The organism is Pseudoalteromonas sp. C2R02 (assembly GCF_018860845.1).
Taxonomy (GTDB): Bacteria; Pseudomonadota; Gammaproteobacteria; order Enterobacterales; family Alteromonadaceae; genus Pseudoalteromonas.
Map to the genome: position 1 here is coordinate 134,570 of NZ_JAHKQC010000041.1, position 13,193 is coordinate 147,762.

Sequence of the window (13,193 nt, forward strand, 5' to 3'; positions counted from 1 at the left end):
CAGTATTTAATGGGTTTTATGTTTAGCCAACTCAATCATTACAGCTGTATACATTTGTAAGTTTAATTTGAATTGCTTCATCGTTATAAATTCATGCTCTGAATGACCTGTATATTCTGCGTTAGGCATAGATGGACCAAAGCTAACTGCATTTGGAAATAATCGTGAGTTTGTGCCACCGCCTATCGAAATAGGTTGGGGGTTTTCAATACCTGTATAGTGTGAAAATACATTTAATAAGGTATCTAAATGCGGCGCGTTATCTTGTACAAATGGTTCTTCAATTTCACTTTCAAAATTTAATAAGGTGACTTTATTTTTAGCTTGCCATTGCGCTAATACTTGCCTTATTTCTAGCTCAAGTACGCCAGTCATTTTTCCTTTTGGTCTACGGATATTGATATTAAGTTGTATGCCATCATCTAGTTGTTTTAAAAAAGTTGGCGATACAGTCATTTTTCCCATAAAGTCATCTTCATAGCTAATTTCACCAAATTTTTCGCCATATAAACCAGTGCCTAAATTATCATTGATAAAATTAACTAAAGCGCCGCTTGTACTATTAGGCCAATGTTTAAATGATAAAAGTTCTGCGAGATGCGTTATCGCATTTAAACCATCTTCTGGTTCAGATGAATGTGCCGATTTACCTAAAGCTGTGATGGTTAATTGTTTTTCTTGCCATTGATAGTTGTATTTTATTTTAGGGTGTTTAGCTGCAATTTGTTGAATATGTTTAACAATAAATGGGTTCGCATTTTCTATTGCAACTTGCGCATCTTCAGGAATTTGACTGCCAAACAAACCGCCAGTAAAAGCACTTAAATAAGGTTTATTGCTGATAATTTCATTTTTAGGAAAGGTCATTTTTAACATACCCCAGCCTTTTTCTGCTATTACAGCTGGATATGATGCATCAATAGTAATGTTAGTTTGCGGCAAGCTATTATGTTTTATAAATTCTTTTAATGGCTGCCAATCACTTTCTTCAGCCATATACACATAAAGTTCTAAGCGTTTATTGAGCGTTATGTTGTTATCTTTAATTGCTTTCATAGCATACAGAGCTGTAGAAATAGGGCCTTTATCATCTTCTGTACCGCGGCCGATTAACTTGCCAGGTTGCGAAGTTAAGTCTAATTCAAAAGGTGACTTTGCCCATTTAGCTGGGTTGACTGGCTGCACATCACCATGAGTGATAATGCCCACTCGTTCTTTACTTTCACCTAAACCCACTATGGCAACATAACCATGATCTTCAAAATCTAACCCTAAAGCTAAGGCTTGCTTTTTGAGTTCTGCTTTAAATGCAATATGGGTTGGGTTTTTTGTAGAGGGCGTGCCTCCAATAGCCACCGTATTATATTTTATAAGCTGTTTTAAGCTTTGCACCATATCTTGTTGGTAAGTTTTTACTGCATAATCAGCGGTACTTTGAGATACAGAACTGATTTGCTGAGCCTGACTCAATAAAGGCGTAATTAAACATGATAACAAAGCTAACTTTTTAAACACTGGCGCTCCAAAAACATAAATGAAAATGTAGAAAGGAGCATGTTATAACAATTACCTACTAATCAAAAACGTAAGAACATCCAGAGAAGTCATTAAATTGATTATTCCATCTTTGCACATCATTGGCTAAGCGCCAGCGAGAATGAAAGAACTGCATGAGGCAAGTACCTTGTTTTAACTCAACTAAAAACGTATCAAACTCTTTTACATCATCATAATTAGGATATGTTGCGCTCTTAGCCCAAGTTAAACCGCCTTGGCTTTGTGCGTAACTTAGCCAAAATGCTTCTCCTGATTGCCACTCTTTTGTATCTTGATTCCAAACTTGTAAGCTGTTGTTTGTGTATTTAGCTTCACCATGCTCAAGTGCATTTGAATAAGCACTAAATAATAAAGTGAAACATAAAGCCATAATGGTTTTCATAAGGGTATCCAAAGTTAACTACTCTAGAAATAATAGACCTGAATATGCAGAATAAATTTCTTTTGTTAGGTTTTTCACAGTGAAAAACTTATTTGTAATGCCTATTTTACGTTACAGGTAAATTTACTTATTCTTGTGACTTTTTAATATCGATTTTTTTGAGGGTGTTTTAATACCTTTAATTAATTGTTTTTATTGATTAATTTTTCTATTTGTTTTTTATTAAGCAAGAATAACTTTTGGATAAGACTTAATTTTTTATTTCATTATATTAAATATAAATTTGTTGAAGGTATTTAGTTATGAAACTTAAAGTGTTATCAAAAATTATTTCTGTTCTGGTACTAGCAGGATGTGGCACGTCCGCTACGCGTATAGAAAATCCTGAACGGTTAGAAAGCAATGGACAGTATCAGAATTTATTTCCTAGTCATTATATTGGTAATGGTCCTCATCATATAAATGATGATTTAGATTTACTAAAACCAGAAGAAAAAAAAGTCATTGAAAGAGCGTTCCTTGACCCTTTACCATCCCATAAATACAGTAAAAGTCATGGATATGAATTTTCAAATTTAGTGTATTCAGATATTAACATCGATGCAAATAAGCAAGGTGAACTGACCTGGTTAGGGCATGCTAGTTTTTTAATTCAACAAATGAACAATGATGCTTTAGTCACAGATCCTGTTTTTCATGAGTTTGACGATTTTTTAGGTTGGTTAGGGCAGCAATTGAGTAGCTCATTTGTAAGACTTGGAGAGGCACCTGTTAAAGCAGATAAATTACCTTTTGTTTCAGGGGTTCTGATTTCACATGATCATTTTGACCATTTAAGTAGCACAACACTTAATACTTTTAGTGAAAATACGCATTTGTATTTACCACTAGATAATAGCGATGATGCTGATTATTCATCTGGACCAATTACTGAAATGGATTGGTATACACAAACCCAACATAACAAAACCAAGATTCATTTTTTACCAAGTAATCATAATTCATCTAGAGGTATGTTTGATGCGGATAAAAGCTTGTGGGGGAGTTGGATGTTAAATGATGGAGAATACAAAGTGTATTTTGCTGGAGATACAGGGTATAGCGATGTATTTAAAGATATAAGAGAAAAAGTCGGTGCTATGGACGTGTGTTTAATGCCAATTGTTGCATATCATGAGGGAAAGCGACGTGTTCATATGTCACCAGAAGATGCCATACAAGCAGCTGAAGATTTAGGTTGTAAAATATTTGTCCCTTGGGGCTATGGTACTTGGACTTTAGGCTGTGAGCATGTTCATGAACCGCTTAGAAGATTAGATTTAGCTATAAAGCAATCAAAGCCAAATTTCAGTGTCAAAACCTTAAAAATGGGTGAGAGCTTAAATTATCACAAATTATTAAGCTCTATCGAAGGCAAGGCTGCAAAAAATGTAGGTATTTAATTTGTTAAATTATCAAAATAACCTAGCTTAATTAACTCATGCTTATGTTTGTCTAACCAGAAGTTAGACGCATTGTGTTTAATATAATTTTGATAATCAGGAGTATGAGGTTGATTTATATGTTTTTGAAGCTGATATAGCAATAATGCCGCATGTAAAGCATGGTTGTGTTGATAATTTAATCTTGCTTGGTCAAATGCGCTTTTTGCAATATTGAATGCATCATTAAATTTGCCTTCGGCTTTAAAAAGTCTCGCTTTTTGGCTGAGATTAAAACTATTTTCAGGTTGAGAGTGGAATAAAGAGATAGCTTTGTCCCAGTGTTTGTTTTCTATATACCAACTGAGTAGATCTTCAATAGCGCTTTCATATAGCCATTGATATTTAGCTAGTTTTGGTAAACTTAATATTTTTAAATAGTATGATTCGGCTTCTTTTTTATCAGATGCAAATAGACCAAGATGATAATAAATAATTGCAGAGTGCGCGTCTGAAACTTGGTGAGTAATTAGTAGTGACTTAGCTGTATTTAAATATTTGTAGCGATTAACTATATCATCTAATTTATGGAATAGAATTGAGCCTGTGGTATATGCTGATATTTGGGCTAATACATCGTTTTTTTGTTGAGCATACTTGGCTGCATTATGGATATGTTGCGCTACTTTAGCGGGTTGTTTTAATGCGTAATAAAGCCAAGCCTTTGAGGTTGCTACTTTGTATCGTATTTCTGGAAACTTCTCATCAGCTAGTCGTGTTAATGCGAGGTTGTAATGTTTTAAGGCTTGATCAAACTCTTGCTGCTGATGAAAAATTCCGGCTTTGACTAAAGACCCTAGAGCTATATAAGGAGATTTAGGCTCTAGATTGATCAGCTGTTCAACTAATGCTTTGGCAACATCATAATCTTGTTTATTAAGCTGTTGTTCTAATAAGTGGTAAATTACAGAGTGATTATTTGGCTGTTTATCTAAAAGCAATCTAAGTTTTGAGCTTAATAAAGCTGGGTTTGCTTCATTAAGGTAACCTGATTCTTGTATGCCATCGATAGTCTTTTTAAGTGATGTAGCTAATGACTTTTCATCTTGAGCAATTAAATAGCCTGACCAACTTCTTTTGCTACCTACGAGTTTATATTCTATAAGTAAATTTTTATAATAAGAAGATAAATACCCTGATAAAACCACCGAATTACTTTCCAGTTGTAACGCTTTTTTTGTTTTATCTGGATAGTTAAAAAAAGATAATGTCGAGGTTGATAACACATTATCATTACCATATTGGCTTATTAAATTGTTTAAGTTATCAAGTTGTTTTTGCTGGGCATCACCCGTTAAAGAAAAAGGGATTAAATGGAGTTTATTGTTAGGATTTTTTTCTTCTGAAAAGTAGAGAAATATAGCCATGGCAAAAATAATAATTAAGGCGGAAGTAATTAAAAAATTATAATTTAATGGATTATTATTTATTTTGGCTGGTGGTAAGTCTATTTCACTTTGCGACGATTGTTGTAGTGCAAAAGGTAGTTGTAATTGATAGCCTTTTTTAGGAAATGTTTTTATTGCATTACTACCAAATATACTACGTAATTGACTTATATTTTGAAATACAACTTGTTCGGATACGTTTTGTTCACCCCAGATTTCAGTGAGGATCATTTCTTTACTTAAAATCGTGTTTTTATTTTTAATAAATAAAGCCAGTAATTTAGCTTCATGGTTTTTTATCGCTTTGGGTTGTTCATTGAAATAAAGCGTTAAAGTATCTTGGTCAAAACAATATTTTTCGTAGTAATAACGCATTGTGACTTTATATCTATTTTTTTGGCAATTATATATGGTTTTGACCCAGTCACTAACTGTTTTCATCAGAGCCTAGGTAATCTATGATATGAGGAGATGAAATAATGACACTGCATTAGAAGGTTAAATGTTTTCTAAACTTGATGTCATTGCTTTAGTGCTTTTAGATTTTATCCAATTTGAAACCGTATCATAGGCCCAATTAAATACGATGGCATAAACTAAAAAGAATAAAACAAAACCTATATCCATTAATAAAGCAGTCAAAAAGCTTAAATTTAGTACCCACATAATGAGCGGTAAAGTCACTATCAACATACCTATCTCGAATGTAAAACCATGAAATAAAAGTAGTTTAAAACTTCTATTAATGCGGTCATTGCCAAATGCTTTATCAAAACCTATGTTGAAAATATAATTCCAAGCCATTGCCATTACAGATAAACCAACTGCTAATCCTGTGATCGCAGCCATAGAACCTTCAATAAATAAAAAAGCAAAAACCATCATTAAAATTAATGCGACAACTTCAAATAAAATGGAGTGAAAAATACGTTCTTTATGGGACATGTTAGTTAACTCAAAAATTAAACTTGTGGTAAATAATATCTACTAATAAGATTGAATAAAGTTAATAACTATCACTAAAACTGATATGTATAATATAGAACAATTAAAAATGTTGGTACTTTCTGCCGAACTGGGTTCATTTTCGGCATGTGCAAGAAAGCTGGGAAAAGTGCAATCGGCTATTAGCCAAGGCATAGCTAATTTAGAAATAGATTTAGCACTTCAGTTATTTGATCGCTCAACTCGCAAACCCACTTTAACGCCTGATGGTCAGCGAATTTATCAGTATGCAAAAGCGGTTTTATTTCAAACTGCCCAGTTAGATAACGCGGTGACTGCCATTGAGAGCTCTGAAGAATCACTTATTAGGTTAGCCTGCGATAGTGCTATTTTCACTAATGAATTTAAGCAAGTATTAAATGGTTTTGGTAACAAATTTAATCATACTCAGCTTGAATTAATCACTTCAACTAGTACAGATATCACGAGAAATATCACACAACAAAAAATTGATTTAGGCATTGTTTTTACTGATTTAGAATTTAAAAATGAAGTTGATCCTTGTTTTATTGGTCATTTACCATTTTATGCTGTGTGTCATCCAGAACATGCGCTTACTAACCTTAAAAAGGTTAATATCTCCGACCTTGTGAACCATAAACAGTTATTACAAAGAGGTGAAACCGGTGAGTTTATGCAGCAGTTCCCACAAATTTCAGCAGATGTATGGTGGGCTAATAGTTTTGAGAGTTTACAGATGTTTATTAAGCAGAATATTGGTTGGGCATATTTACCTGCACACATGGTTGAGGTAGAAATTAAAAAAGGTCAGTTATATAAATTACCTGTGATGATAGATCATAAAACATGGCGTATTCCAGTGGATATAGTGACAGCTAAAGGTGTAATAATGGGGCCTGTAATGAGTTGGCTGTATAGTGAATTGAAAACCATTATCACAGAGTAAACCCATTAATGTCAAAGGCTTAAAATTTGTTGTTTGATCCATTTAAAGTTAGGTTTTGCAGCGTTAATTTTGTGCCAATATATATTTAAATGGTAGTTAGGGATATCAAGTGGCGTATCAAATAATTGAATGTTTATTTGGCTCGAGAGCTGTTCTGCTATCGCTTTAGGAATAGTCAGTAATAAATCAGAATGCAATACAGTATGTGGTGCCACTAAAACACTAGGAAGTTGCAGAGCGACATTACGACTGAGTTTTAGTTTTGCCAGAGCTTCATCAACCACACCTGATTTTTCACCCCATGGTGATACTCTGACGTGAGATAAAGATAAAAAGGTATCTAAATCTAAGCCATTAGCTAATGCTGGATGATCGGTTCTTGCTATGGTGCAGTAGCTTTCTTGTAACCAAGTAACAGACTCTATGGTTGATGAACTTTCAATAAGGTGGCTATAACCTAAAGCAAAATCGACTTGATGGTTTTCTAATAAAGCTAAAGGGTGTTGCTCTTTAGCGCCAATCACATTGAGTTTTATATTAGGGGCTTGATGATTTATCTTACCTATTAATCGCGGTAAAAGGCTAAATTCAGTGTAATCGGTTGCTGAGAATTTAAATTCTGAAGTATCTGTTTTTGCATTAAATACTTGGCTGTCATTTATCGCCGATGAAATTAATGGCAAAGCCTTTGCCAAGTACTGAGCCATTTCTTGAGCGCGAGCAGTTGGCACCATTATATTATTTGTTCTGATAAATAAGTCATCGTTTAAGCGTTTTCTCAACCGAGATAATCCATGACTAAAAGCTGACTGACTTATGCAAAGTTCATTGGCTGCTTGAGATACAGATTGATGTCGATATAGGGCATCAAACATAACCAATAAGTTTAAATCCAGCTGATGCAAATCCATTGTTATGCCCTAATTAATTTTTCAGTTCCAATTGTAAACTTAAAGGTCTTAGTTTGGTAAGTTAATTTATCAGACCTGAAATGATAACTGCAGTTACGCTTAAAAATAAAATACCTGTTACTAGGTTGATAGTTGGCGTAGCGCTTTGCATTGTTTTTTGAATATTAGGCTTAGATAAAACAAAAGCGATAAAAATAAACCAAGCTAATGATAAAACAAGCAAAAGACAGGTTGCAGCGATTTTAGTTTCAAGGTTTACATTAGGTGTTATCAAAGTCGAAAATAACGTAATAAAAAACACCATAGCTTTAGGGTTTAACATATTGGTATAAAACCCCAATAAAAAACCTTTTTTGACTGACAGCTTGTTTTTTTTATCTTTTTCAAAGATAGAGGATTGCTTATCTCGCCAATGAGTTATAGCAGCTCTAATGGCACCTATTCCCATCCAGCCTAAATAGCTCGCACCAATGAGTTTCACTATGATAAAAAGGGTTTGAGAGCTTTGAATAAGTAAGCTGACTCCAGTTAAGCTTAATAGTGTATGCGCTAATATCGCAATAGATATTCCTACTGCAGCTGCAATGGCTGTACTGCGTCGCTCTTGGCTTGCCATTTTAACTACAAGCGCAAAATCAGGGCCTGGGCTTGCAAGTGCAACACTGTGGATCACAGCAAGTGAGATAAGAAGTTGTAGTTCCATGATTTAGCCTAAAAAGTGATTTGATATAAGTTTGCACTTTGCTCAGTAATAATGATTGTAAATTATTGCAAAACAGCCGTTAGATATATTAATTAAATTTGAGATTATTTAATCTGTTTTTGAAAATGAGAGGGTGTAATCAAATATGCATTTTTAAAAGCTTTATTAAAATGGCTTTGATCAAAAAAACCAACTTTATGGGCGATATCAGCCATATTGCTGCCTTTAGCTAAGGCTTTTTTAGCATATTCCAATCTTACACGTTTTAAATATGCGTGGGGCGTCATGCCAGTTGTGGCTTTAAATTGTCGTAAAAATTGAAATTTACTTAAGCCAATAGAGCTAGCTAATTGCTCTAATTGAAAAGAGTTCCCCATTTCATCGTGAAAGCGCGCTTTTATATTAAGTAAATTCTCTTGTGAGAGATTAGGGCTTGCATTGCATAAATTAGAGACGCCAAATCGCATAAATAACTCAGTACAAAAAGCCATCAATGTTGTTTCTATTTGCAATAGATTTTGGCGTGTTTGAGCTTGAGTTAGCATGTTATGAAGTTTTAAAAAGTGATTATAGATATCAGGCTCATGATTTAAAGGCTTAGCAAAAAATAATTCTTTAAGATTTAGTTCATTGGCGATTTGGTTGGCGTAATCTATAGGAATCGACATTACAAAAGCTTGATAAGCTTCATTATTGATACTGTGTCCATTATGGCTTTCATCTGGGTTTAAAGTTGAGATAAAACCTTTATTTAAGCGGTATTTCTCGCCTTTATGATTATATTGCTGACCGCCTTGGGTAACTACGCCTATGTGATAGTCTAAATGAACATGCTGGTCGAACTCAAAATGCTGAAAACGAGCATGGCTAAGTTCCATATCTGGAAGAATAGGGTTATGCCAATAATCAATTTTTTCTTCAAACATAATTTAATTCAAACCTGATTAGCCATTATAAAACTGCATTTTGTGATGCCTTTTCCCATTGTAGTGCTGTGTTTATCCTGTGCGCTAGTAAATTATTGCAGTACATGAATATATCCTTATGAATATTAATCATGGGTTGTTGATAACTATGCATTGGTATCATTTAACTCGAAAATATAAGCTATCAGTAATGAATAATTAACGAATTGAGAAAATAATGAGTGAATTAACAATAAGAGTAGCGACAGAAAATGATGCTGGCACCTTATTTAAATTTATAAAAGAATTGGCAATCTATGAAAAAGCTGAGCATGAAGTATTAGCAACTGAAGAAACGATTAAAAGCAGTATGTTTTCAGATAACAGTAATGTGCATGCGCTTATTTGTGAACTAGATGGTGTAGCGATTGGCTCTGCGATTTACTTTTTTAACTATTCTACTTGGCTTGCAAAACCTGGATTATATTTAGAAGATTTATATGTATCATCAGGATTTCGAGGTAAAGGTGCAGGTATAAAACTTTTAAAAGCATTAGCTAATATAGCGATTGAAAAAGAGTGTGCACGTTTTGAATGGAGTTGTTTAGATTGGAATACACCTTCTCGCGATTTTTATGCTTCTATTGGTGCAAAAGATCAGCCTGAATGGGTCAGTTATCGTATGGTAGGTGACACACTTAAGGACTTTGCGAGTAAGTAGCTGTTACTAAACTTTATCTTTTAAACGATTAAAAGCTTGGGTGATTTTTTTGATGAGATCTGGCGATGACTGCTTATTTATCGCCATACATAAATCATTTTTACCAGTTAAATCTAAGGAAAGTAATTTGGTAAAAGCGTGTGTGGGTAAATTATGCTTTTTGAGTGCCAATTGCATGCCGAGTTCTGAGTTCACAATTAAATCTATTCTGCCTGCAACTAATTTATTGATATTAACCTGGGTTTCTGCAGCTAAATCTAAATGTTTTCCGTCAATAAAACCTAAGCTTGATAAATGCGAGTGTATCCAGTCACTTCTGTTAATACCGACAGTATAATTTTTAATATCAGTTATATCGTTTGCCGAAATATGTTGATTAGTTGTCATTTTATAAAAATGCATTGGGGTTGGTTTTAATATAGGGCAAAACCAATGAAATTTATTTTCTCTCTCTTTTGTTTTATAGATCGAATAAATTAAAGTATTTTTTCTGTCACTGGCTATTTGTAAGCTTCTAGCCCATGGATAAAGTGATATATCAAAGGAAATGCTGGCATTGGATAAGATTTTATTAACCACTTCGGTAGACTCACCCGTGAGCTTTCCTTTGCTATCTAGGTAATTATAAGGAGGCCAATTTTCAGTTACAACGAGTAGGTCTTTTGATTTCGATTCAAAAGATATTAGGGTTAGAAATGTGATTATTATAAATAATTTCATAAAATCACTTTAAACTAGAAGTTGAATAGATGCAATTTTTGTATGAAATTCATACATTCAGGGCGTGTAAAGTACTAAGTTTTTCTTAATGTATTGGGTGTCATGCCTGTCCAGCGTTTAAAGGCGCGTCTGAAATTGGTTGCATCATTAAATTTTAGTGTGTGAGATACATTGTTATTATTGCTGCCTTCTATGGTAATTTGATAGATGGCTGTCTGTTTTTTTACTAAATCTAATAGCTGTTGAAAGCTCGTATTATGTTGCTTCAACTTACGTTTAAAAGTCGCGGGGCTTATTTTTAAGTAAGAGGCACTTTGCTCTAGTGTTGCGCTGGTATTTTTACCTAGATAAATCAATATATGTTGAATTAAACCGGCCTGTTTATTACGCTGTTTTTTACATTGTGATAAATATAAAGATTTTAAGGTTTTACTGCTGTCTTGTAGTTGTAAGTTTAAGTATTTATTTTCAATCCCGATCATAAATATATGTTGGTCAAATTGTAGGTTTTCGCCAAGGCTTACTTGATACTCTTCTATATGCGACGGTTGAGAGTAAGGGAATTTAAATGCGATGGGAAAGTTTTGTCCAAAACGCAGCTTAATCACACTTACTAATATACTGCAAAATAACTCTGCCATAAATATGGCGTGTTTATCATTAAACTCACCAAAAGCGTGATTAATAATCAAATAGGTTTTATCGTTATATTGTTTGTATTGAACAAACATTAAAGGAAATAATAATGGCTGAAAACACATTATTATTTTTAGCATCTCGGATAGGTTTTTTGCATTAAGTAATACATTTGATATTGCACCCAAATTACCAGGAAAAAATCGCCTGCCAAGTAAAAAACTCATGTCATGATTATTCAGCAATTTTTGGCTGTTTTCGATTAATTTAAATAATTGCAAAGGGCTTATTTTAATTTCTCCTTTGCTAATATCTTCATAAAACAGCCCTGTGCCTTTAAGTAACTTATGTTGATTAATGCCACGCATTAAACATAAATCAATCAGCATAACTGCTAAATGAGGACTGTTTAAATTTTTATCTGAAATCTCAAATATCTTGATCATGCGGCAAGTTTTTTGATTTTTGTTAATTTAGTTTGCAGCATATTTTGATTTAATTTACTGATTAAATCTGTGTAATTATCTCCTTGCTGATGCTGGTATATACAAGCTAAAAATTGATGGTAAACAGCTTGTGAGCTTTGTCCTGGTTTATAAGCTAAATGTGAAACAGACTGCTGAATTTGCTGTGCAATTTCATCTGCTGATTTTTGATTTGTATCGGGTAATAAAATAATAAATCTGTCGGCTGCAAATCTGCATGCTAAATCTGTATCACGTATATTCATTAAAATGAGATTAGCAAATTCTCTTAATAATTTGTTGCCTTGCAGATCGCTAAACTGTCGATTAAATGCATCAAAATTACAAACATCTAACATGATCACACTGAAGTTTGATGCATATTTATTTAAGTTTATTTCACGATTTATTTGGTTCTTCATATATTCAATACTATAAAGCCCAGTTATAAAGTCAGTTAAACTATGCTCTCGGTAAAATCTTTCTTTTTTTATTAAATGCGTATTTAAAGTCGTTTGTTCTTGATGCCAGTAATACAAAGCAATAGTCATCATGATCATGCCTATGGGGGCAGGTAAAGATTCTATGGTAGAGATCCAGGCACTGGTTTGCGGGTAATGAATAAATTCATCTAAAAAATCTAGCATCATAGACAGCTGCATTGTTGCCAAACCTGTTATTAATAAATGAGTTACTTTGCCTTTTGGTCGACTGATCATGGTGAAAAATATCCAAATCATAATCATTAAATTAATACTGCCTTCCCCTAAAACATCAAACCAATCAATTAAGCTAGTTTGCTTGAGCTCTCCTAAAGAAAACGTGTAAAACATCAATGAAAAGAAAACAACAAATAGCAGAATAATGGTTTTGAAATGGAGCTTTAATAATGAAAGGTTCATGGCTAGCTTCTGTGCTAAAGGGTAATTAATTAAAATACCATTTCCGTTAGTGAAGTGGTCATTCAGCGGGAGTTCAAAGCGCTTTAGGCAAGGCATTGGTTGTAGACAATAGTACTTCCTAATCAAAACCAATAACGCAGTATAAATCGATTTTAAACCCGTCTAAAAGGAGTTTTTGAGGATTTACACTTCGTTGTTATGTCAGTTCTAAAGGGACAAACCATTAATTCACTGACATGCCTAGAATTGTAAACCCTCACAATCTCTGAGTGATAACTGCACTGACGGAATTGGTATACAGGTATTAAATTTAAATGCAGGGTCATATTAGCTCACATAAATGACAGTATTTTTACAATAAAAAATTGTAATGGGCGATTTTTTTGAAATAGCGATGTATTTATAAAGTTTAGAGGGGTCAAAAAAGCTCATTTGTTGCTAAATGAGTGCCAAATAATATCTTTTTAAAGGTATTTGATTGTTAAGAAAAATAACTGAAATATTTTTGTCA

13 protein-coding genes are annotated in these 13,193 nt (G+C 33.4%); 3 read left to right on the forward strand and 10 right to left on the reverse strand.

The window, feature by feature from the left end; all coding sequences use genetic code 11:
• Window positions 1–6: 6 nt before the first annotated feature.
• Window positions 7–1,515, reverse strand: a complete 1,509-nt coding sequence (locus tag KO527_RS20030) for a dipeptidase (RefSeq protein WP_216042031.1) — start codon at window positions 1,513–1,515, stop codon at window positions 7–9.
• Window positions 1,516–1,573: 58 nt separating this feature from the next.
• Window positions 1,574–1,939, reverse strand: a complete 366-nt coding sequence (locus KO527_RS20035; RefSeq protein WP_216042032.1) for a hypothetical protein — start codon at window positions 1,937–1,939, stop codon at window positions 1,574–1,576.
• Between the two features lie 302 nt (window positions 1,940–2,241).
• Here KO527_RS20035 and KO527_RS20040 point away from each other — a divergent pair, with 302 nt between their 5' ends.
• Window positions 2,242–3,381 (forward strand): MBL fold metallo-hydrolase, encoded by a 1,140-nt coding sequence (locus KO527_RS20040; protein ID WP_216042033.1) that lies wholly within the window; start codon window positions 2,242–2,244, stop codon window positions 3,379–3,381.
• Here the strand turns inward: KO527_RS20040 and KO527_RS20045 are convergent.
• Both KO527_RS20045 and KO527_RS20050 read right to left on the reverse strand, forming a co-directional pair.
• On the reverse strand, window positions 3,378–5,183 hold the full coding sequence (locus tag KO527_RS20045) for a winged helix-turn-helix domain-containing protein (RefSeq protein WP_216042034.1): 1,806 nt from the start codon (window positions 5,181–5,183) through the stop codon (window positions 3,378–3,380). The genes KO527_RS20040 and KO527_RS20045 overlap by 4 nt on opposite strands.
• Before the next feature lie 123 nt (window positions 5,184–5,306).
• Window positions 5,307–5,753: a PACE efflux transporter gene (locus KO527_RS20050; RefSeq protein WP_216042035.1), complete on the reverse strand. Its 447-nt coding sequence runs from the start codon at window positions 5,751–5,753 to the stop codon at window positions 5,307–5,309.
• 85 nt (window positions 5,754–5,838) lie between these two features.
• Here KO527_RS20050 and KO527_RS20055 point away from each other — a divergent pair, with 85 nt between their 5' ends.
• Window positions 5,839–6,720, forward strand: a complete 882-nt coding sequence (locus tag KO527_RS20055; RefSeq protein WP_216042036.1) for a LysR family transcriptional regulator — start codon at window positions 5,839–5,841, stop codon at window positions 6,718–6,720.
• A gap of 11 nt (window positions 6,721–6,731) precedes the next feature.
• Here KO527_RS20055 and KO527_RS20060 read toward each other — a convergent pair whose 3' ends face one another.
• The 3 genes from KO527_RS20060 to KO527_RS20070 all read right to left on the reverse strand — a co-directional run bounded on the left by KO527_RS20060 (window position 6,732) and on the right by KO527_RS20070 (window position 9,260).
• Window positions 6,732–7,631 carry a LysR family transcriptional regulator gene (locus tag KO527_RS20060; protein WP_216042037.1) on the reverse strand — a complete coding sequence of 300 codons (900 nt, stop codon included), beginning with the start codon at window positions 7,629–7,631 and terminating at the stop codon, window positions 6,732–6,734.
• 61 nt (window positions 7,632–7,692) lie between these two features.
• The gene (locus tag KO527_RS20065; RefSeq protein WP_216042038.1) at window positions 7,693–8,334 is read right to left on the reverse strand and encodes a LysE family transporter; all 642 of its coding nucleotides are present in this window, start codon (window positions 8,332–8,334) and stop codon (window positions 7,693–7,695) included.
• Window positions 8,335–8,438: 104 nt separating this feature from the next.
• Window positions 8,439–9,260, reverse strand: a complete 822-nt coding sequence (locus tag KO527_RS20070; protein WP_216042039.1) for an AraC family transcriptional regulator — start codon at window positions 9,258–9,260, stop codon at window positions 8,439–8,441.
• Between the two features lie 217 nt (window positions 9,261–9,477).
• Here KO527_RS20070 and KO527_RS20075 point away from each other — a divergent pair, with 217 nt between their 5' ends.
• Window positions 9,478–9,960: a GNAT family N-acetyltransferase gene (locus tag KO527_RS20075; protein WP_216042040.1), complete on the forward strand. Its 483-nt coding sequence runs from the start codon at window positions 9,478–9,480 to the stop codon at window positions 9,958–9,960.
• Window positions 9,961–9,966: 6 nt separating this feature from the next.
• On the opposite strand, the gene KO527_RS20080 is transcribed toward KO527_RS20075, so the two are convergent.
• The 3 genes from KO527_RS20080 to KO527_RS20090 all read right to left on the reverse strand — a co-directional run bounded on the left by KO527_RS20080 (window position 9,967) and on the right by KO527_RS20090 (window position 12,682).
• Entirely contained in the window at window positions 9,967–10,680 is a 714-nt protein-coding gene (locus tag KO527_RS20080; RefSeq protein ID WP_216042041.1) for a transporter substrate-binding domain-containing protein, read from the reverse strand.
• 74 nt (window positions 10,681–10,754) lie between these two features.
• Window positions 10,755–11,762 carry an AraC family transcriptional regulator ligand-binding domain-containing protein gene (locus KO527_RS20085; protein ID WP_216042042.1) on the reverse strand — a complete coding sequence of 336 codons (1,008 nt, stop codon included), beginning with the start codon at window positions 11,760–11,762 and terminating at the stop codon, window positions 10,755–10,757.
• On the reverse strand, window positions 11,759–12,682 hold the full coding sequence (locus KO527_RS20090; protein ID WP_216042043.1) for a diguanylate cyclase: 924 nt from the start codon (window positions 12,680–12,682) through the stop codon (window positions 11,759–11,761). Before KO527_RS20090 ends, KO527_RS20085 begins: the two co-directional genes overlap by 4 nt.
• Window positions 12,683–13,193: the final 511 nt, after the last annotated feature.